Source organism: Paenibacillus sp. JT22N7 (assembly GCF_059383875.1).
On the sequence record NZ_JBXENY010000012.1, the window covers coordinates 43,476 to 60,933 of the forward strand.

Sequence of the window (17,458 nt, forward strand, 5' to 3'; positions counted from 1 at the left end):
ACGGCAGGAGTGAGCATGACATGGCACGTAAGTTGAAAATCGGGATAACCTGTTATCCTACGCTTGGCGGCTCTGGTGTCGTTGCGACTGAGCTCGGCAAGCTGCTTGCTGAGCGGGGACATGAAATTCATTTTATAACGCACAGCATTCCGTTCCGGCTAGGCCATTTTAATAAAAATATTTTTTTCCATGAAGTTGAAGTCAATGATTATTATGTATTTCGGTATCCGCCTTATGATTTATCACTGGCAAGCAAGATGGCACAGGTTGCCAAGATGGAGAAGCTGGATTTGCTTCATGTGCATTATGCGGTTCCTCACGCCGTCTGTGCCCATCTCGCCAAGCAGATGATCGGCGATGAGCTCAAGACGGTTACTACGCTGCATGGAACGGATATCACGGTGCTCGCGCAGGATGAGTCGCTTAAGGACTTGATTAGGCTTGCCATTAACAAAAGTGATGCTGTAACGGCGGTTTCCCAGGATTTGATCCAGGAGACGAGAAGGCTGCTTGATATTACGAAGCCGATTGATCTGACCTATAATTTCGTTGACAAGCGCATTTATTATCCTCGGGACGTTGCTTCGCTTCGCCTGGATTATGCCAGTCCGAACGAAAAAATATTAATGCATATTTCCAATTTCCGTCCTGTTAAGCGGGTTTCTGACGTTATTGAAATTTTTCAGCAGGTTGCTAAAAAAGTGCCTTCGAAGCTGCTGCTCGTTGGGGAAGGCCCTGAGCTGTCGAAAATCCAGTGTAAAATCCGTGAAATGGGACTGGAGGATCGCGTCGTATTTCTGGGCAAGCAGGAGGATGTAGCGCAGGTGATATCGCTTGCTGATGTGCTGCTGCTCCCTTCGGAGAAAGAGAGCTTCGGTCTAGTAGCGCTGGAGGCCATGGCTTGCGGCGTACCGACGATTGGCTCGACTGCTGGCGGTATCCCTGAGCTGGTGACGCATGGAGAGACGGGCTTCCTTAGCCCGATAGGCGATGTAGACAGCATGGCCGCCAATGCGATTCGTTTGCTGACAGACGAAGAGCTGCATGCGAAGTTTAAGGAAGCTTGCATATACCGCGCCTGCCATGCTTTCTGTAATGATCGCATTACGGCTGAATATGAAGAAATATATTATCGCGTGCTGGGCATGGAAGCTGAGCTTCCTGCGTCTGCGGTCGTTTGCGAATAAGAGGATAGAGGGTGAGAAGATGGAGCGCTGCACCTCGATTCCGCAAGCAATGCGAGAGGCGCTGCCCATTCTCGCAACCTTGAACGGGCACGGCCATGAAGCCGTGTTCGTTGGAGGCTGCGTGAGGGATACCGTTATGGGCCTCGCGCTTAAAGATGTAGATATTGCGACGTCGGCGACACCGGAGCGGGTTGTTGCCTTATTTGCGTATTGTATTCCAACTGGCCTGCAGCATGGGACGGTGACGGTGATGCAGGATGGAACAGGGTATGAGGTAACGACGTATCGCAAGGAATCCGTATATGAGAAGCATCGCAGGCCAGAAAGTGTGGCTTTTATTTCGGATCTTAAAGAAGATTTGCTGCGGCGGGATTTGACGATTAATGCGATGGCGATGCGTTTAAGCGGAGATTATTACGATCCGTATGGCGGCATGAGCGACATACAGTCGAAGCAGGTGCGCTGTGTAGGGGACGCGGAAGCCAGGTTTCAGGAGGATGCGCTTCGCATGCTGCGTGCTCTCCGCTTCGCTTCGCAGTTCAGCTTTCGCATCGTGTACCGCACTTGGCGGGCGCTGCTCAAGCACCGCGAGCTGCTGCGCTACGTAGCGATGGAGCGTGTGCAGGCCGAGCTTGATAAAATGATTGGCGGACCGGCTCCGCATTATGCAGCAGCGCTGCTCGCTGGCAGCGGCCTTCTTGCTAACACCCTTGAGCCGTTGCCGGCCGCTCGTGCCTTGCTTGCTGAGGCAGCGAACACGGAGCGTATTCAGCTTGACTATTTGCCTGCGCTACATGGGGTGGACATTCGTTATGCAGCATTGATGACGCAGCCAAGCGTTACCCCTCAGGAGGCAAAAGCAACGCTGCAGGCGCTGCGGATGTCAGGAAGCCGCAGCGGCGTCATTATGGCGATTGTGTCGCTTCATCATGATATGGTCGTTAACCGGAGCCCGAACGAAGAGAAGCTTCGTGCAAGCTGGATTGAGGCCGTTCTGCGCTACGGACAGGTAGCAGCAGCAAGCTGGCTGCATATTGCAGAAGCATCTGGGCGGGAGCACGCTTTTTGGGCGGATGTGCCGCGGATGAAGCTTTGGCTGTCGCAAATGGAAATTTCCTCGCTCAAGGAGCTGGCGCTAGACGGCAATCAGCTTGCGGCCTATTGGGATCGCAAACCGGGCGCCTGGATGGGCAAGACGCTGAAACGGCTGCTGCTGCTAGTCGCCCTTGGCGAGCTTTCTAATTCGCAGGAACAGCTGCTGAAACAAGTTGACAGATGGAAGGAAGAGACGGATGAGTCATGAAAACTTGCTGCGTTTGTTTGCAGATCGCGACGGCGAATATGTATCTGGCGAGCATATTAGCCGCGAGCTGAAAGTGAGCCGCACGGCAGTATGGAAGCAAATACGCAAGCTGGAGTCACAAGGATTTGAATTTGAAGCTTCACGCCGGCTCGGTTATCGTCTGCTTTCCATGCCGGACAAGCTGGACATGGCTGCTTTGCTAACCAGTCTTAAAACCAAAAAATTTGGTCAAAAGCTGCAGGTGCTGGAATCGGTCGAATCGACGCAAAATATTGCGCAAGCGCTAGCGGAAGGCGGGGCGGAGGAAGGTATGCTCGTTGTTGCTGAGCAGCAGCTGAGCGGTCGGGGCCGCATGGGCCGAGGCTGGATATCGCCTCTGGGCAAAGGCATTTGGATGAGCATGGTCATGCGTCCAACGGTGCCGATTTATTTTGCTCCGCAGCTAACGCTGCTTACGGCAGTAGCGCTTTGCCGCAGCCTTAAGCGGCTGACGAAGCTCGACATCGGCATCAAATGGCCCAACGATCTGCTCATTAATGGCAAAAAAATCAGCGGCATATTGCTCGAATCCGCCGCAGAGGATGAGCGGCTGCGCTATGTCATTGCCGGAATCGGCATCAGCGTTAATTTGCAGCAGGCCGATTATCCCGAGGAGCTTTTGGAAAAAGCGACCTCCCTGCGTATGGCAAGCGGCGAGAAACAAATACGCGAAGCGATAATTGCCGATTTTTTGCTGGAGTGGGAGCAGCTGTATGAGTTGTATCAAAGCGAGGGCTTTGCCCCGATTGTTACGCTATGGGAGTCGCTTTCGGTTTCGCTTCACAAGCCAGCTACGCTTTTAACGCCGCAAGGTGTCGTTGAAGGCACGCCGAGAGGGCTTGATGCTAGCGGAGCGCTTATCGTAGAAAAGCCGGATGGCAGCCAGGCGCTTATTTTTTCTGCAGAAATGGGCGAGCCGCGGGGCGAGTAATATTTACGGATCGACATATTTTTGCTAGTATGGGGTTAACGGGCGGTATCTGAAAAGAGCTGCACTGTGCTAAACCTCATGCCAGCATCGGCATGGAATTGCAAGAAAGTTTTGTTGGAAGTACAAGTAGTCTGCTCTGAGCCGAAAGGACCGAGACAGAAGGAAGCAATAAAGTGATATACGTTTCCTTTTTCGTTTGGGGACCTTTTTAGCGACGGCTAAAAGGTTTTTTTGTGTTTATCCTAAAACAGAATTGAAGAAGGGATGAGGCCAAGATGAGGAAACGTTTAACGATAACGAATTTGCAGCAAATGAAAGAGGAGAGCAATAAGCTTACCGTCATGACTGCTTACGATTATCCGTCAGCTATGCTTTCGGAGGAGGCTGGCGTCGATATTATTCTTGTAGGGGATTCGCTTGGCAATGTGGTGCTCGGCTACGATACGACGCTTCCGGTCACTTTAGACGATATGATTTATCATACGAAAGCGGTAGCACGCGGGGCACGCAATACGTTTATTGTGACGGATATGCCCTTCATGACATACGGAATTGGGCGTGAAGCTACGCTGCGCAATGCAGCCAGAATGATGCAGGAGGGCGGCGGCCAGTCGCTTAAGCTTGAGGGCGGCGTCGAAATTGCGGGCGAAGTGGCGGCTCTGGTCAAAGCGGGCATTCCGGTGATGGGACATATCGGGCTCAAGCCGCAATCGATTCACACGCATGGCGGCTTCAAGGTACAAGGAAAGCAGGAGGCGGAAGCGAAGCAAATCCTGCAGGATGCCAAGGCACTTGAACAGGCAGGCGCTTACGCCATCGTACTGGAGCTTGTAACGGAGACGATTGCGGACCGTATTAGCCGCGAACTGTCGATTCCAACGATTGGGATTGGGGCTGGCCGCGGATGCGATGGACAGGTGCTTGTGTATCACGATATTTTGCAATATTCATCACCGGTCATTAAGAAAAAAATGGTTAAAGTGTACGCAGACATAGGCTCGACGATTCGCGATGCCATCGGAGCTTTTGTAAGTGAAGTCAAATCCGGTGAGTTTCCAGCGGAGGAGCATGTGTTCGGCAAAAGGTCTGAGGACGCTGTAGACAGCCTCTATGGCGGTTCAGCGACCCGCGAGCAGACTAATGGTGTCAAAGGTGCGGGTGAAAGCCAGCAGGCTGGAGAGGGGAATGAGCAGCGTGATTTTGTGCCGAACCATAGATGAGCTAAAAGAGCAGCAAAAGAAGATGTGGAGCGGCGGCAGCAAGCCAAGCATCGGTTTTGTGCCAACGATGGGTTATTTGCATGAAGGACATGCCAGTTTAATGCGGCAGGCAGCAGCAGAAAATGATATTAGCGTGCTGTCGATTTTCGTCAACCCGCTGCAATTTGGGCCGAACGAGGATTTTGAAACGTATCCGCGCAATGAGCAGCGCGATTTATCCATCGCTGCTGAAAACGGCATTGATATCGTATTTATGCCATCGGTCAGCGAAATGTATCCGCGCAAGGTGCTGACGAAGGTGCTCGTCAGCGATGTAACAGACCGCTTATGCGGCGCATCGCGCCCTGGTCATTTTGACGGCGTTGGAACGGTCGTCAGCAAGCTGTTTCATCTGGTGCAGCCAGACCGGGCCTACTTTGGCATGAAGGATGCCCAGCAAGTCGCAGTCATTCAGCAAATGACCGATGACTTGAATTTCCCTGTTACGATCGTGCCATGCCCGATTGTGCGGGAGCCGGATGGCCTTGCGCTTAGCTCGCGCAACGTATATTTGAATGCGGAGCAGCGGTCGCAAGCTGCTGCCCTTTCTTCATCGCTTGCAAAGGCGCGGGAATGGATGAAGGACGCCTCGCTAACGCCAGCAGAGCTTGTGAACAAAGTGCGTGCTGCGATTAGCGAAGCACCGCTTGCCAATATCGATTATGTCGAAGTACTGGAATACCCTGCACTTGCCACACCTGTTGCTGACGTTCCTTTTCAAAGTACCCGCAAGCGTTACATTTTGGCTTTAGCCGTAAAATTCGGGGCGACCCGTTTAATTGATAATGAGCTGTTTGAACCTTTGGAGGTGAATGGCAATGTTTAGAACGATGATGAAATCAAAGCTGCACCGCGCGACGGTAACAGAGGCAAACCTCAATTACGTCGGCAGCATTACCATTGATGAGGATTTAATGGATGCGGCGGATCTTTGGGCCAATGAAAAGGTGCAAATCGTAAACAATAATAATGGTGCCCGCCTTGAAACATACGTTATAAAAGGGGAGCGAGGCTCTGGCGTTATTTGCCTCAATGGCGCAGCTGCCCGACTCGTACAGCCAGGAGATACGGTCATTATTATTTCTTATGCATCGATGACGGAGGAAGAGGCTAGAAATTACAAGCCGCGCGTCGTTATTTTGGATGAGGCGAACCGTCCGGTGTCGCAAATGACGGAAGAAATTCATGCGACGATTTTGTAAGCAGGCGCAAGTCAGTTCCTCCGTTATGTAAAGGCTGGTTCCAAGTATGAAAAGCACCCGCTTAACAAAGAATGAGGTTATCACTCCTCAATTCTTTGGTGAAGGCGGGATGCATGATGTTCCAGCATATGTTTGCGACGATGAACGAAATGCTCGACAACATTATTGATTCCTACCCTCTGGCGGCGGAGGAACAGAAGCAATATTATGACGAGCAGCTTTACGCTTTGAAGCAAATCAGCGATTCTTTAATTGAGCAATGGATTGATTTTGAAGAAAAATTTGCCGTTTTCACAGAGGAAGAGGCCGAGCCTTCAAATGCTTCACTGCTTACAGCAGCAGCGGAGTATGTAGGACAAGCGCCAGCGGCTGTGCAGCCACTGCCGCAGCAGCAAGCAGAAAAGCCAAACGTCTCACAGCAGCCTATTTCTGGCATGACTGTGGAGCAAGCGGAGCTCATATCCAAAGGACAAGGCTATTATCAATTATTTATGTTTTCCCATGCTGCAAAGCAGTTCCAGCTTGCTGTAAACCACCTGCCGGAATGCAATTTAGCAAGGCTGTTTTTGGCTATGACGAATATGCACCTGCAAAATTGGAGTGAGGCGCAGCGTCATTTTCAACTGCTAATTGAACTTACGGACTATCCGAAATGGCTCGCTTTAAGCTATAATGCCCTTGGGTGCATTCAAGCGGTTCATTTAAACTTGGAGCAGGCAGAGCAATTTTTCCTTAAAGCCTATGAGCTGGACCCAAGCTTTAAGGATCCGCTGAATAATTTGCAGAGCTGCCGGGAACGTCCGCAGCAGTTGTCATTATTGTTCGGCAGCACGGAGCTATGCTGCTTGTGAGAGGATCGGATTTATTTTATGAAATATGCAGTGCTTGATTTGGAAACGACCGGACACAGCGCCTCCGATGATATTTTGCAGGTGGGGCTGGTCCTCCTTGATGATGATCTTGAAGTTATTCATACGTATAATTCGTTTGTAAAGCCAACGATTGCGATACCACCGTTTATTACGCAGCTAACGGGCATTGACGAGGCAATGGTGGCGGATGCTCCTGAGCTGTCTGATGTGCTGATGGATATGATTCCGCTGCTTGATGATGCGGTGCTTGTCGCGCATAATGTCAATTTTGACGCTGGTTTTCTGAACCAAGCGCTTGATCGCAGCGGCTATCATACGTTTGCAGGGCGCAGGCTCGATACGATTGAGCTGCTGCGCATTCTTTTTCCATCGATTACGTCTTACCAGCTTGGTGCTGTGTCTGAGCAGTTCGGCATTACGCATGATCATCATCATCGCGCTGATAGCGATGCGATGGCGACCGCCGTTATATTCGCCAAATCAGTTCAAAAGCTACGGAGCTTGCCGCTGCTGACTTTGCAGCGGTTATCTTCGCTTGTAGACAATGGCAGCGATTTAAGCTGGTTTATTACGCTGACGCTTAAGCAGGTGGAACAGAACATCGTTATGGGTGTTCCGGATTATGATTTTTTCAACCAGTTTGCGTTGAAAGCCAGAGAATGGACAGAGGAAAAGCCCGCGCGAAGCGAAGAGGGAGCCTCGCCTTTGCAGGATATGTCATTCGAGCAATATTTGGATGAAATCAAGCAGCGTTTTATTGAGCAATTCCCGAATTATGAAGAACGCGAAGCGCAGACGACGATGTTCCATGAAGTGTTTGATTCGCTGGACAGCAAACGCCATTTGCTCATTGAAGCGGGTACAGGTACAGGAAAGTCTCTCGGTTATCTGATTCCAGCGCTCTATTATGGTATCCGTCAAGATGAGAAGATAGTCGTCAGCACGCATACCATTAATTTGCAAGAGCAGCTAAGGCATCGCGATGTGCCGCTGCTTAAACAGATTTTGCCGATAGAGTTCCGAGCTTCTATTTTCAAGGGCAGAGGGAATTATTTGTGCCTGCGCAAATTTGAAAGTAAAATAAATACGAGGGATATGATGTCCCCCGTTGATGATGCGATTACAGCCTCGCAAATGGTCGTTTGGCTGGGCGAGACGGAAACAGGCGATCAGGAAGAGCTGAATTTCAGCAACAAGGGGACTGATTTCTGGTCGACCGTTGCCAGTGATGCAGATTCCTGTCTGAACCGGGCTTGTCCTTGGTTCAAACGCTGCTATTACCATCGTGCTAAGCATGAAGCTAATATTGCCGATGTGTGCATTACGAATCACTCCATGCTGTTTACAGACATTCAAGCGGATCATCGGCTGCTGCCGACTTACAGCCATTTGATTGTCGATGAAGCACATCATGTGGAGGAAGTAGCCAGCAAGCATTTAGGCATGCAGCTCGGCTATTATTCGATAACGAATGCGATTACGCGGATGTTCAAGGATAGTCGTTCCGGCTTGCTGCCATCGTTGCGCATTCATCTTCAGCAGGAAAGCGATGAGCGGGTTCAAGGCTGGCTTGAAACGATTGATACCATTATCCCGACCTTCACGGAAGTGAAGGAGCATTGGGAGAGGCTGTTTGAGATGCTGTACAGCTTCGTGCAAGCTTCTCCTGACGCGATGGGTGAAAACAATCAATCCGTTTATCGTCTGCGAGGCGATAGCCTGCCGGAAGGCTGGTCCGAAGTGCTCGCCGAAGAGACCAATATTCATACGGAGCTCATTCGCGTGCTGAAGACAGCTGAGAAAATGTCTGAGGAAATTAAAGACCGCATCGATGAGCTGGCCGTACAGGCGCTTGTAACGGATCTGAATGGCGTTTTGCGCGATTTGACGAGAGTTAAGGATGATCTGCGCAGCTTTATGAAAGTCGATCAGACGACGGACGTGTTCTGGCTGGAAGCCAATATGACCTACAAGCATCGTTCGCTGCATCTTTATGCGGTGCCGATTGATGTGAGCAGCCAGCTTCAGCAGTATTTATTCGATGTGAAGGACAGCATTATTTTAACGTCAGCCACCCTTTCGGTGCAAAAGTCATTCCAGTTCGCCGAAGAGCAGCTTGGACTTAGCGGCTTTGAAGAGGCGGGCAGACTGCGCACCGTACAGCTGGCATCACCGTTTAATTACCGGGAGCAGGCGCTCGTCATTATTCCGCGCAATTTCCCTGTTCTTAAAGGCTCGGCGGGCGAGCCCGCATTTATTTCAATGCTCGTCTCTTCTTTGGCAGATGCAGTGCAGCAGACCAATGGCAGAATGCTGGTGCTGTTCACCTCTTACCGAATGCTCAAGCAGGTATATGACCCGCTTAAAGCGGCGCTCGCGGCCACCAGCATTCAAGTGCTGGGCCAAGGCATCGACAGCGGCAATCGTACGAAGCTGACGCGGCGTTTTTTGCAGCAGCCAGAGTCCGTACTGCTTGGTACAAGCAGCTTTTGGGAAGGCGTAGATATTCCAGGCGAAGCCTTGACTTGCCTTGCCATCGTCCGATTGCCGTTCCAACCGCCCAATCATCCGCTGTTGGAAGCGAAGTCGGAATTGCTGCAGCGCCAAAAGCAAAATCCATTTATGAAGCTGTCAATTCCGCAAGCGGTTATTCGCTTCAAGCAGGGATTCGGCAGGCTCGTGCGAACGGCGAAGGATAAAGGCATTGTCATTATTTATGATACGCGAGTGATTGAAACGTATTATGGCAAGCATTTTCTGTATTCCTTGCCTGGCCCGAAAATTGAGCATATGCATATAGAGCAAATTGTACCGAGAATGAAAGAATGGCTTGGTGCCGAGAGGGAGGAGGAGAACGGGTGAAGCAGACGAAAATATCGGAGGCCGTCGTAAGACGCCTCCCCATTTACCTGCAAGTGCTAAACGAGCTGAACAACCGGGAGGTGCAGACCGTTTCGTCCCAGGAGCTTGGCGTCAAGCTGGATTTGAATCCGGCGCAAATCCGTAAGGACTTGGCGTATTTCGGCGATTTTGGCCGTAAAGGCATCGGCTATGATGTGACGTATTTAATTGAAAAAATTCGCCAAATTCTCAAGCTTGATCAGACGATAAATGTCGCGCTTGTCGGTGCGGGTAATTTAGGCCATGCGCTTTGCAATTATAATAAATACTCCAAAGACAATATGAAAATCATCGCGGTGTTTGATGTGCATCCATCTAAAATCGGCTCGCAAATTAATAATTTGACCGTTATGCCGATGGATATGCTGAAACAAACGGTGGAGGAAAACAATATCCGGATCGGCATTATAACCGTTCCCGGATTTGAAGCGCAAAACGTCGCTAATCAATTTATTGACGCCGGCATTGAAGGCTTGCTTAATTTTGCCCCAGCGATATTGAAGGTACCTGAGGAAATTCGCATACATCATGCTGACTTTACGAAAGAGCTGCTAAGTCTGGCCTATTACTTGGAGAGGGAAAGGGATGACGAAAATGAGCCAAATTTGGATTGAAAATGGACGTTTTGTAACGATGGAGGATGGCGAGCATGTGCTGCAAGGGCATATGGTTGTAACCGATGATCGCATTACATATATCGGAGCAGAAGCTCCAACTGGGCTGCAAGCCGATGTGCAAAAGCTGGATGGCAGCAAGCTTGCTTTTATGCCGGGTCTAGTAAACACGCATGGACATGCGGCTATGACTTTGCTGCGCGGCTATTCCGATGATCAAAACCTGCAAGTATGGCTGGAGCAAAAAATGTGGCCGATGGAAGGCAAATACATCGACCTTGATACCCGTGCGGGCAGCGCGCTTGCCGTGGTGGAAATGCTTAAATCCGGTACGACAGCTTTCGTGGATATGTATGACCGCATGGACCAGCTGGCCGAAGTTGTTGAACAGTCCGGCATTCGCGGCTGTCTGACGCGCGGCGTCATCGGCCTTTGCCCGGAGGATGTACAGCAAGCTAAGCTGGCGGAAGCGATTGCTTTCGCACGCGATTGGAACGGCAAGGCCGATGGCCGGATTACGACGATGATTTCGCCGCATGCGCCTTATACATGCCCGCCAGATTATATTGAGAAATTTGTTCAGGCCGCTCATGATTATGATTTGCCACTGCATACGCATATGTCAGAATCGATTGCCGAAGTAGAGCAGAACGTTCGCGATTATGGCGTTCGTCCCGTTCAGCATCTCGACAATTTAGGCTTCTTCTCGCGTCCGGCGCTCGTTGCTCATGCGGTGCATTTGAATGACGAGGAAATTGCGCTGCTGGCTGAACGCAAAGTAGCCGTATCGCATAACCCGGTCAGCAACCTCAAGCTGGCAAGCGGCATTGCCCGCGTGCCTGCTTTGCTTCGCGCAGGTGTAACTGTATCATTAGGCACGGACAGCGCGGCGAGCAACAACAATCTTGATCTATTCAAGGAAATCAATCTTGCGGCTTTGCTGCATAAAGGTGTTTCTGGCGATCCTACGGTTGTGCCAGCCATTGAAGCTTTGCGTATGGGAACGGTATACGGCGCTCGCTCCATTTGGCAGGAGGATTCCATTGGCCGCCTGCGCGTTGGCATGAAGGCTGACTTCATCGCGATCGATATTGAACAGCCGCATTTTTATCCACAGACGGATATTGTGTCCCATTTGGTATATGCCGGCTCTGGCCGCGACGTTAAGCATGTATGGGTGGACGGCCGCCAAGTTGTACGGGATGGCGAATGCACGCTGCTTGATGAGGAGAAAATTCGTCACGATGCTCAGGCGAGCTTCGAGAGGCTGTTGAAGGCATAATGCGGGCGAGAACGAGAAAGCCGTTTTGGACGGTAAAACGGGCTGTCTTTATTTCAGTTATTTTTGTTATCGCATTGCTGACCGTTACGATTGTTTATTACCGAACTGTGCATAAGGATTTATGGGCAGAGGAAGCCCCTATTAAAGCGCATGCTATTGAAGCCGCGCAGTTGACGGAAGTCACCGGGATGACGAAGCAGGTGTGGGATGGCATTTCCTGGGTTGTAAAAGGGAATACGGCTGATGAACAAGACGTTTATGTATTTCTAACGACAGCGGAAGGTCCTGTGCTCACGGTGAAAGCGACCGAGCATATTACTCAAGAGCAGGCGGATACTGCTTTACTGGGCAGCGAGCCGGATGCGGATATTAAAAGAACACAGCCGGGTTTGCTGAACGGCGAGCCGGTATGGGAAATTTTTTATAGCCGTGATGAAGCGATAACGAAATATTATTATGCGTATTATTCGTTCCGCGATGGCGCATTTTTGAAGAAATATAGTTTAGTAGGTGACAAGGCGTCCTAGCTGTAATGGATGCCTTAGCTGTAACAGTTGGAATTGCTGGCTATTATTACACCCCCTTATTCAACAGGCGATGTGATATACTTTCGTGTATCGGAGTGGATATGCGTTTGGTATATCACCGTCATTTTGAGAGGGGGATTTTTACGATGTTCAAACTCAAGATTATGCCGATTTTGCTAACAGCTGCTGCGTCCGCCCTCGTTTTATTTGGAGGCTGGCTTATTTATCATCAGGTTGCATTCGCAGCTCCGCTTGCCAAGGCGGTTGATTCAATAGAAGGCATTGCTTCATCCGAGACACCTATTATGGATACGGACCGTATTACTTTCCCGCTGACGCTTTCAGCTGGAGCGGATTTAAAGCATGTATATGAAACGATAGCGGGGCAAAGCAAATCTGTCATTGGAGGCCGCGACATTCAGCTCGATATTGCGAATACAAGCTCGAACGCCAAGCTGGATCAGCTTTGGTCATCGTCTCTATTCAAAGTGGCTGAAGCGATGGAGCACAAAAACTATTCGACTATTCCTGAGACGTTGAAAGCTTTGGCGGATGAACATTCAGGTGTTCACGCCGTTACCGATATGGATGACACCAATATATACATTACGCTGAAAGATGGTACGGCTACGAAGTATATCGTGCTTCCGCGTGTAGCCGCACAGCTGGAGGTGTCCAGTTATGCGTAAATACGGCATCGAAATGGCAATTGGTTTTATTCCGGTATTGATTGCCTTTCTTTTATTTGTGAATGTGAATTTAATGCCTTTTGTGCTGCTTGTCATTATCGCAGCTGCTGTCGTTTATTTAGCGACCGGCAGAGGAAAGCTTGCACATGCTTCAGGTACGAAGCGGCGGAAGGTATCGGACAGCGTGCCATTCTCCTTTGAGCAAATTGGCGGACAGGAGCGTGCCAAGCAGGAGTTGATCGAGGCGCTCGATTTTCTAGTCCGGCATGAGGAACTGAGCAAGCTCGGCATTCGGCCGTTGAAGGGAATTTTGCTGACGGGACCGCCGGGAACCGGGAAGACGCTAATGGCGAAGGCAGCCGCGCAATATACCGATTCGATTTATTTGGCTGCCTCCGGCAGTGAATTTGTGGAGATGTACGTCGGCGTCGGGGCAGGCCGGATTCGTGACTTATTCAAAGAAGCGCGGACGAAAGCGAAGAAAGCGGGCAAGGAAAGCGCCGTTATTTTTATCGATGAGATCGAGGTTATCGGCGGCAAGCGCGATGGCGGACAGCATCGGGAATATGATCAAACGCTTAATCAGCTGCTTACGGAAATGGACGGCATTCATGCGGATACGGCGCCGCGGCTGCTCATTATTGCGGCAACGAACCGTAAAGAAATGCTCGACAGCGCACTGCTTCGGCCCGGACGGTTCGACCGCCATATTGGTGTAGAGCTGCCGGACAAAAAAGCACGCTATCAAATATTGAATATCCATGCGGCCAACAAGCCGCTTGCCGATACGGTTGAGCTGGAGAAAGTAGCTGCTGAGTCGTTCGGCTTCTCCGGCGCACAGCTTGAGAGCGTCATGAACGAAGGCGCCATTTATGCGATGCGGGAGCAAAGCAAGGTCATTGAAGAGCAGCATCTGGCTATGGCGATTGACAAGGTCATGATGGGCGAGAAGACGGATCGCGAGGCGACGAAGGAGGAGCGCGAGCGTGTGGCGCTGCATGAGCTCGGCCATGCGATATCAGCAGAGCTGCTCCGCCCGGGCAGCGTATCTCAGGTTGCCTTGTCCCCACGTGGTCAGGCGCTAGGCTATGTGCGTCATAATCCAGAGCAGGACCGTTATTTATATACGAGGGATTTTCTGAATGGGCAAATTATGATTGCGCTTGGTGGGGCGGCGGCTGAGGAAATCTTCTACGGCAATCGCAGCACAGGGTCGCGTGGCGACTTTGATCAGGCGATGAACATTGTTCGTACGCTCGTCGAATCAGGCTTAACGGAGCTCGGCATTATTCATCCCGAAATGATGACGCCTGACGCCTGGGCGAAGATCAATCGCTCCATCCTTGACGATTTAATGGCCAAGACGACTGCGATGCTGGCGACGAAGCGTCAAGTTTTTCTGGACGCGCTTGATGTCCTGATCCGTGAAGAAACGCTCAGCGGCATTGAATTTCGTGAATTGCTTAAGAAGTTGTCACATAGCGCATAATAATTCAGCATGAATAATCCTCAATTTATTACAATTTGAAGGCAGACGACATGTCTGTCTTCTTTTTTTTCAGAAAACCGTTATAATAAACATTGAACATAACTATAAAGAGAATGTTTCTCATTTACATGCTGTAGGGAAACGACAAGGAGAGAATCATGTCTATTAAAAAAGTTGGCGTAGTAGGCGCAGGAACAATGGGCCAGGGTATTGCTGAAATGTTGGCCTCTAATGGGCTGGACGTTCATTTAATCGAGATTTCGGAAGAACGATTGACATATGGCAGGCAAATGATCGAGCTTAGCCTGGACAAACAAATCGAGAAATGGGCTTTGACACAGGCGGAGAAGAAGCTGATTATGAATCGTATTCATATGACTTTGTCTTATGATGCACTGGCCGAATGCGAACTGGTCATTGAGACGGTTACCGAGGACTTGGAAAGCAAGAAGGCTGTCATTAGCCAAATAGACGACATTTGCGGCGCTGATGTTATTTTGGCGAGCAATACGTCGACGCTCAGCTTGACGGAGCTGGCTAGCGCATCTGCACATCCGGAACGGGTGATTGGACTTCATTTCATCTATCCGGTACTCAAAATCGATTTGGTAGAAATTGTTCGTGGTCTTAAAACGAGCGAGGATACGTTTACGAGCACGAAACATTTCGTTGAAGAAATTATTCATAAAAAAGGCGTCATGGTATTTGAATCTCCCGGATTCGTAACATCCCGCCTTATTTGCTTGTTCATAAACGAAGCTCTGCACGTATTGGAGGAAGGCGTTGCTTCTGCGGAAGACATCGACAGCGCGATGCGTATCGGCTATTCCTTCCAGCACGGTCCTTTCGAGATGGCAGACCGCTTCGGTCTCGATTCGGTGCTTGCTGCACTGGACCGCATGTTCCGCGAATATGGCGAGCTCAAATACCGCCCTTCCATCGTCTTGAAAAAAATGGTGCGTGCTGGCCAACTGGGTGCGAAAACTGGCGTTGGCTTTTTCAAATATGACAAGGATGGGGATCGGATCTAATGAAAGTACTCGTTATTAATGCAGGAAGCTCTTCTCTAAAATATCAGCTTTATGACATGCGCAATGAATCGGTGCTGGCAAGCGGCCGAGTTGAACGGATCGGCATGGATTCCTCTATCGTAACGCATGAACCAGCGGACAAGCCGGAAGTGCGCGATGTGAGCGAAATTTTGGATCATGTGACGGCAGTTAAAAAGGTTATCGACATGCTGACTCATCCGGAACATGGCGCAGTTGCGACAATGGATGAAATAGAGGCGGTCGGACACCGCGTTGTGCATGGCGGGGAAGTATTCAACAGCTCCACGCTTGTTACACCTGAGGTTAAGCTTGAAATTCGCCGCTTGTTTGATCTGGCGCCGCTGCATAATCCAGCCCATATGATGGGGATTACGGCGGTTGAGGCGAATATGCCGGGAGTTCCACAGGCTGTTGTATTCGATACAGCGTTCCACCAGTCGATGCCGAACACCTCTTACCTATACCCAATCCCGCAGGTGCTCTACCGTCGCCACAAGGTACGCCGCTACGGCTTCCACGGCACATCGCACCAATATGTGAGCCAGCAAGGTGCAGAGCTGCTTGGAAAGCCGCTGGAGTCGCTTAAAATGGTTACAGCGCATATTGGAAACGGCGCAAGCTGCACGGCGATTTTGGATGGCAAATCGTTTGATACGAGCATGGGCATGACCCCGCTTGAAGGTTTAATGATGGGTACGCGCAGCGGCGATCTTGACCCGGCGATCGTTCCTTTCGTCATGAATAAAGAAGAGCTGACGCTTAGCGAAGTTAATTCCATGCTGAATAAGCATAGCGGCATGCTGGCGATTTCAGGCATCAGCAGCGACATGCGCGAAGTAACGGAAGCGATGGAGGAAGGCGACCGTAATGCGAAGCTTGCTTTTGATATGTACACGTATCGCGTTCGTAAATATATCGGTGCTTATGCAGCTGCGATGAACGGCATTGACGTCCTGCTGTTTACAGCAGGCGTTGGCGAAAACTCTTCGGCGCTTCGCAAAGCGGTATGCGATGGCATTACTTTCCTTGGCATTGAGTTGGATGAAGAGAAAAATGCAAAGCGCAGCAAGGAAGCGCGGGTTATTTCGACAGAGGCTTCGCGCGTGAAGGTGCTGGTTGTTCCTACGAATGAAGAGCTCTTGATCGCTCGCGATACGTATACACTGGTACAAGCACAGGCTGCTGGAGAAACAAACGTTTAAAGAAAGCGGGTTTAACGGAAAGGCGGGCAAGCAGTGAGCAATGATGACATCTGGAAAGCTTACTCGCGCGGTATGGCGGCTGTAATGGAGGAGGGCGGTGTGCATATTTACGCCGTGCTGCTGCGTTCTTATCGGCAGCTTGGGCTGACGGATAGCGAGCTGCTGCTGCTGCTGCAGCTTAAGGCATTTCGGGAAACGGAGGAAAATGGTTTCCCGACGCCAGACGAGCTGGCGGAGCGTATGGGCGCAAGCGAGCGCAGCATTGTCGAGCAGCTTGGGAAGCTGATGAAAGAAGGTTTCCTAGCGATAGATGAGCACTTGGACTCCCAAACAGGTATCCAATCCGAGCAGTATAATTGGAGCGGCTGGCTGCTAAAGGCAGCGGAATGGGCAGCTCTGGAAAAACGCGAGTCGAAAAAAGCGGAGAAAGCACAGCGCCAGCCGGTGCAGCGCGTTGCAAATCCGGTCAATCTGTTTAATATTTTTGAACAGGAATTTGGCCGGCTGCTATCCCCCATCGAATGCGAGACCATTAGCGGGTGGATGGACGAGGATAAATATGCGGAAGAGCTTATTCGCTTTGCCCTTAAGGAAGCGGTATTTGCCGGGAAGCTAAGCTTCCGCTACATTGACCGCATCTTAATCGAGTGGAGCCGCAATCGTGTAACGAACGAGGATGAAGCTCGCGCCCATGCGCAGCGTTTTCGCGGCGGCAGGGGATAAGCGCAGGAAGCGTCTGGTTATTATGCAAGTGAAGTGAATCAATGCGTCTATGGATTGAATATAGCGGCGGCCGTCATCCTTTATAGGGTGGCGGCTGTTTTTTTTAGGCTTTTTGGTTGCTTATTTACGAGAGGTAGGAACTCCGCTAGTGAGAAGCGAATTTAAGAAGTAACTTGATTAAAGGAG

16 protein-coding genes are annotated in these 17,458 nt (G+C 50.5%); all 16 read left to right on the plus strand.

Going from position 1 to position 17,458, the window contains the following annotated elements; all coding sequences use genetic code 11:
- Positions 1 to 20 precede the first annotated feature (20 nt).
- The 16 genes from bshA to AC50Y5_RS27285 all read left to right on the plus strand — a co-directional run bounded on the left by bshA (position 21) and on the right by AC50Y5_RS27285 (position 17,272).
- Entirely contained in the window at positions 21 to 1,187 is a 1,167-nt protein-coding gene (gene bshA / locus AC50Y5_RS27210) for an N-acetyl-alpha-D-glucosaminyl L-malate synthase BshA (protein WP_494864367.1), read from the plus strand.
- Positions 1,188 to 1,206: 19 nt separating this feature from the next.
- Complete coding sequence (locus AC50Y5_RS27215) at positions 1,207 to 2,490, plus strand: CCA tRNA nucleotidyltransferase (RefSeq protein ID WP_494864370.1); 1,284 nt, start codon at positions 1,207 to 1,209, stop codon at positions 2,488 to 2,490.
- Complete coding sequence (locus tag AC50Y5_RS27220; RefSeq protein ID WP_494864372.1) at positions 2,480 to 3,460, plus strand: biotin--[acetyl-CoA-carboxylase] ligase; 981 nt, start codon at positions 2,480 to 2,482, stop codon at positions 3,458 to 3,460. Before AC50Y5_RS27215 ends, AC50Y5_RS27220 begins: the two co-directional genes overlap by 11 nt.
- Positions 3,461 to 3,735: 275 nt before the next feature.
- Positions 3,736 to 4,680, plus strand: coding sequence for a 3-methyl-2-oxobutanoate hydroxymethyltransferase (panB, locus tag AC50Y5_RS27225; RefSeq protein ID WP_494864374.1), 945 nt, complete (start codon positions 3,736 to 3,738; stop codon positions 4,678 to 4,680).
- Complete coding sequence (gene panC, locus AC50Y5_RS27230) at positions 4,655 to 5,545, plus strand: pantoate--beta-alanine ligase (RefSeq protein WP_494864592.1); 891 nt, start codon at positions 4,655 to 4,657, stop codon at positions 5,543 to 5,545. Before panB ends, panC begins: the two co-directional genes overlap by 26 nt.
- A complete protein-coding gene (panD, locus tag AC50Y5_RS27235; protein ID WP_056028712.1) occupies positions 5,538 to 5,921 on the plus strand; it encodes an aspartate 1-decarboxylase in 384 nt (127 codons plus the stop codon). The genes panC and panD overlap by 8 nt, the downstream gene beginning before the upstream one ends.
- 113 nt (positions 5,922 to 6,034) lie before the next feature.
- A complete protein-coding gene (locus tag AC50Y5_RS27240; protein ID WP_494864376.1) occupies positions 6,035 to 6,772 on the plus strand; it encodes a tetratricopeptide repeat protein in 738 nt (245 codons plus the stop codon).
- 18 nt (positions 6,773 to 6,790) lie between these two features.
- On the plus strand, positions 6,791 to 9,655 hold the full coding sequence (gene dinG, locus AC50Y5_RS27245; protein WP_494864378.1) for an ATP-dependent DNA helicase DinG: 2,865 nt from the start codon (positions 6,791 to 6,793) through the stop codon (positions 9,653 to 9,655).
- Positions 9,652 to 10,308, plus strand: a complete 657-nt coding sequence (locus AC50Y5_RS27250; protein WP_046232083.1) for a redox-sensing transcriptional repressor Rex — start codon at positions 9,652 to 9,654, stop codon at positions 10,306 to 10,308. Before dinG ends, AC50Y5_RS27250 begins: the two co-directional genes overlap by 4 nt.
- Positions 10,289 to 11,590, plus strand: coding sequence for an amidohydrolase (locus AC50Y5_RS27255; protein ID WP_494864594.1), 1,302 nt, complete (start codon positions 10,289 to 10,291; stop codon positions 11,588 to 11,590). The genes AC50Y5_RS27250 and AC50Y5_RS27255 overlap by 20 nt, the downstream gene beginning before the upstream one ends.
- A complete protein-coding gene (locus AC50Y5_RS27260) occupies positions 11,590 to 12,117 on the plus strand; it encodes a hypothetical protein (RefSeq protein ID WP_056028699.1) in 528 nt (175 codons plus the stop codon). The genes AC50Y5_RS27255 and AC50Y5_RS27260 overlap by 1 nt, the downstream gene beginning before the upstream one ends.
- A gap of 146 nt (positions 12,118 to 12,263) precedes the next feature.
- Positions 12,264 to 12,806 (plus strand): hypothetical protein, encoded by a 543-nt coding sequence (locus tag AC50Y5_RS27265; protein WP_056028696.1) that lies wholly within the window; start codon positions 12,264 to 12,266, stop codon positions 12,804 to 12,806.
- Positions 12,799 to 14,295 carry an AAA family ATPase gene (locus AC50Y5_RS27270; RefSeq protein WP_494864381.1) on the plus strand — a complete coding sequence of 499 codons (1,497 nt, stop codon included), beginning with the start codon at positions 12,799 to 12,801 and terminating at the stop codon, positions 14,293 to 14,295. The genes AC50Y5_RS27265 and AC50Y5_RS27270 overlap by 8 nt, the downstream gene beginning before the upstream one ends.
- A 158-nt stretch (positions 14,296 to 14,453) precedes the next feature.
- Positions 14,454 to 15,326, plus strand: a complete 873-nt coding sequence (locus AC50Y5_RS27275) for a 3-hydroxyacyl-CoA dehydrogenase family protein (protein ID WP_056028690.1) — start codon at positions 14,454 to 14,456, stop codon at positions 15,324 to 15,326.
- A complete protein-coding gene (locus AC50Y5_RS27280) occupies positions 15,326 to 16,549 on the plus strand; it encodes an acetate/propionate family kinase (protein WP_056028687.1) in 1,224 nt (407 codons plus the stop codon). The genes AC50Y5_RS27275 and AC50Y5_RS27280 overlap by 1 nt, the downstream gene beginning before the upstream one ends.
- Positions 16,550 to 16,582: 33 nt before the next feature.
- Positions 16,583 to 17,272 carry a DnaD domain protein gene (locus AC50Y5_RS27285; RefSeq protein ID WP_081418557.1) on the plus strand — a complete coding sequence of 230 codons (690 nt, stop codon included), beginning with the start codon at positions 16,583 to 16,585 and terminating at the stop codon, positions 17,270 to 17,272.
- Positions 17,273 to 17,458: the final 186 nt, after the last annotated feature.

Excerpts from the sequence above, each read along its gene's own strand:
- bshA (WP_494864367.1), top strand. The coding sequence starts at position 21 with ATGGCACGTAAGTTGAAAATCGGGATAACCTGTTATCCTACGCTTGGC.
- AC50Y5_RS27215 (WP_494864370.1), top strand. The coding sequence starts at position 1,207 with ATGGAGCGCTGCACCTCGATTCCGCAAGCAATGCGAGAGGCGCTGCCC.
- AC50Y5_RS27220 (WP_494864372.1), top strand. The coding sequence starts at position 2,480 with ATGAGTCATGAAAACTTGCTGCGTTTGTTTGCAGATCGCGACGGCGAA.
- panB (WP_494864374.1), top strand. The coding sequence starts at position 3,736 with ATGAGGAAACGTTTAACGATAACGAATTTGCAGCAAATGAAAGAGGAG.
- panD (WP_056028712.1), top strand. The coding sequence starts at position 5,538 with ATGTTTAGAACGATGATGAAATCAAAGCTGCACCGCGCGACGGTAACA.
- AC50Y5_RS27240 (WP_494864376.1), top strand. The coding sequence starts at position 6,035 with ATGATGTTCCAGCATATGTTTGCGACGATGAACGAAATGCTCGACAAC.
- dinG (WP_494864378.1), top strand. The coding sequence starts at position 6,791 with ATGAAATATGCAGTGCTTGATTTGGAAACGACCGGACACAGCGCCTCC.
- AC50Y5_RS27255 (WP_494864594.1), top strand. The coding sequence starts at position 10,289 with ATGAGCCAAATTTGGATTGAAAATGGACGTTTTGTAACGATGGAGGAT.
- AC50Y5_RS27260 (WP_056028699.1), top strand. The coding sequence starts at position 11,590 with ATGCGGGCGAGAACGAGAAAGCCGTTTTGGACGGTAAAACGGGCTGTC.
- AC50Y5_RS27265 (WP_056028696.1), top strand. The coding sequence starts at position 12,264 with ATGTTCAAACTCAAGATTATGCCGATTTTGCTAACAGCTGCTGCGTCC.
- AC50Y5_RS27270 (WP_494864381.1), top strand. The coding sequence starts at position 12,799 with ATGCGTAAATACGGCATCGAAATGGCAATTGGTTTTATTCCGGTATTG.
- AC50Y5_RS27275 (WP_056028690.1), top strand. The coding sequence starts at position 14,454 with ATGTCTATTAAAAAAGTTGGCGTAGTAGGCGCAGGAACAATGGGCCAG.
- AC50Y5_RS27280 (WP_056028687.1), top strand. The coding sequence starts at position 15,326 with ATGAAAGTACTCGTTATTAATGCAGGAAGCTCTTCTCTAAAATATCAG.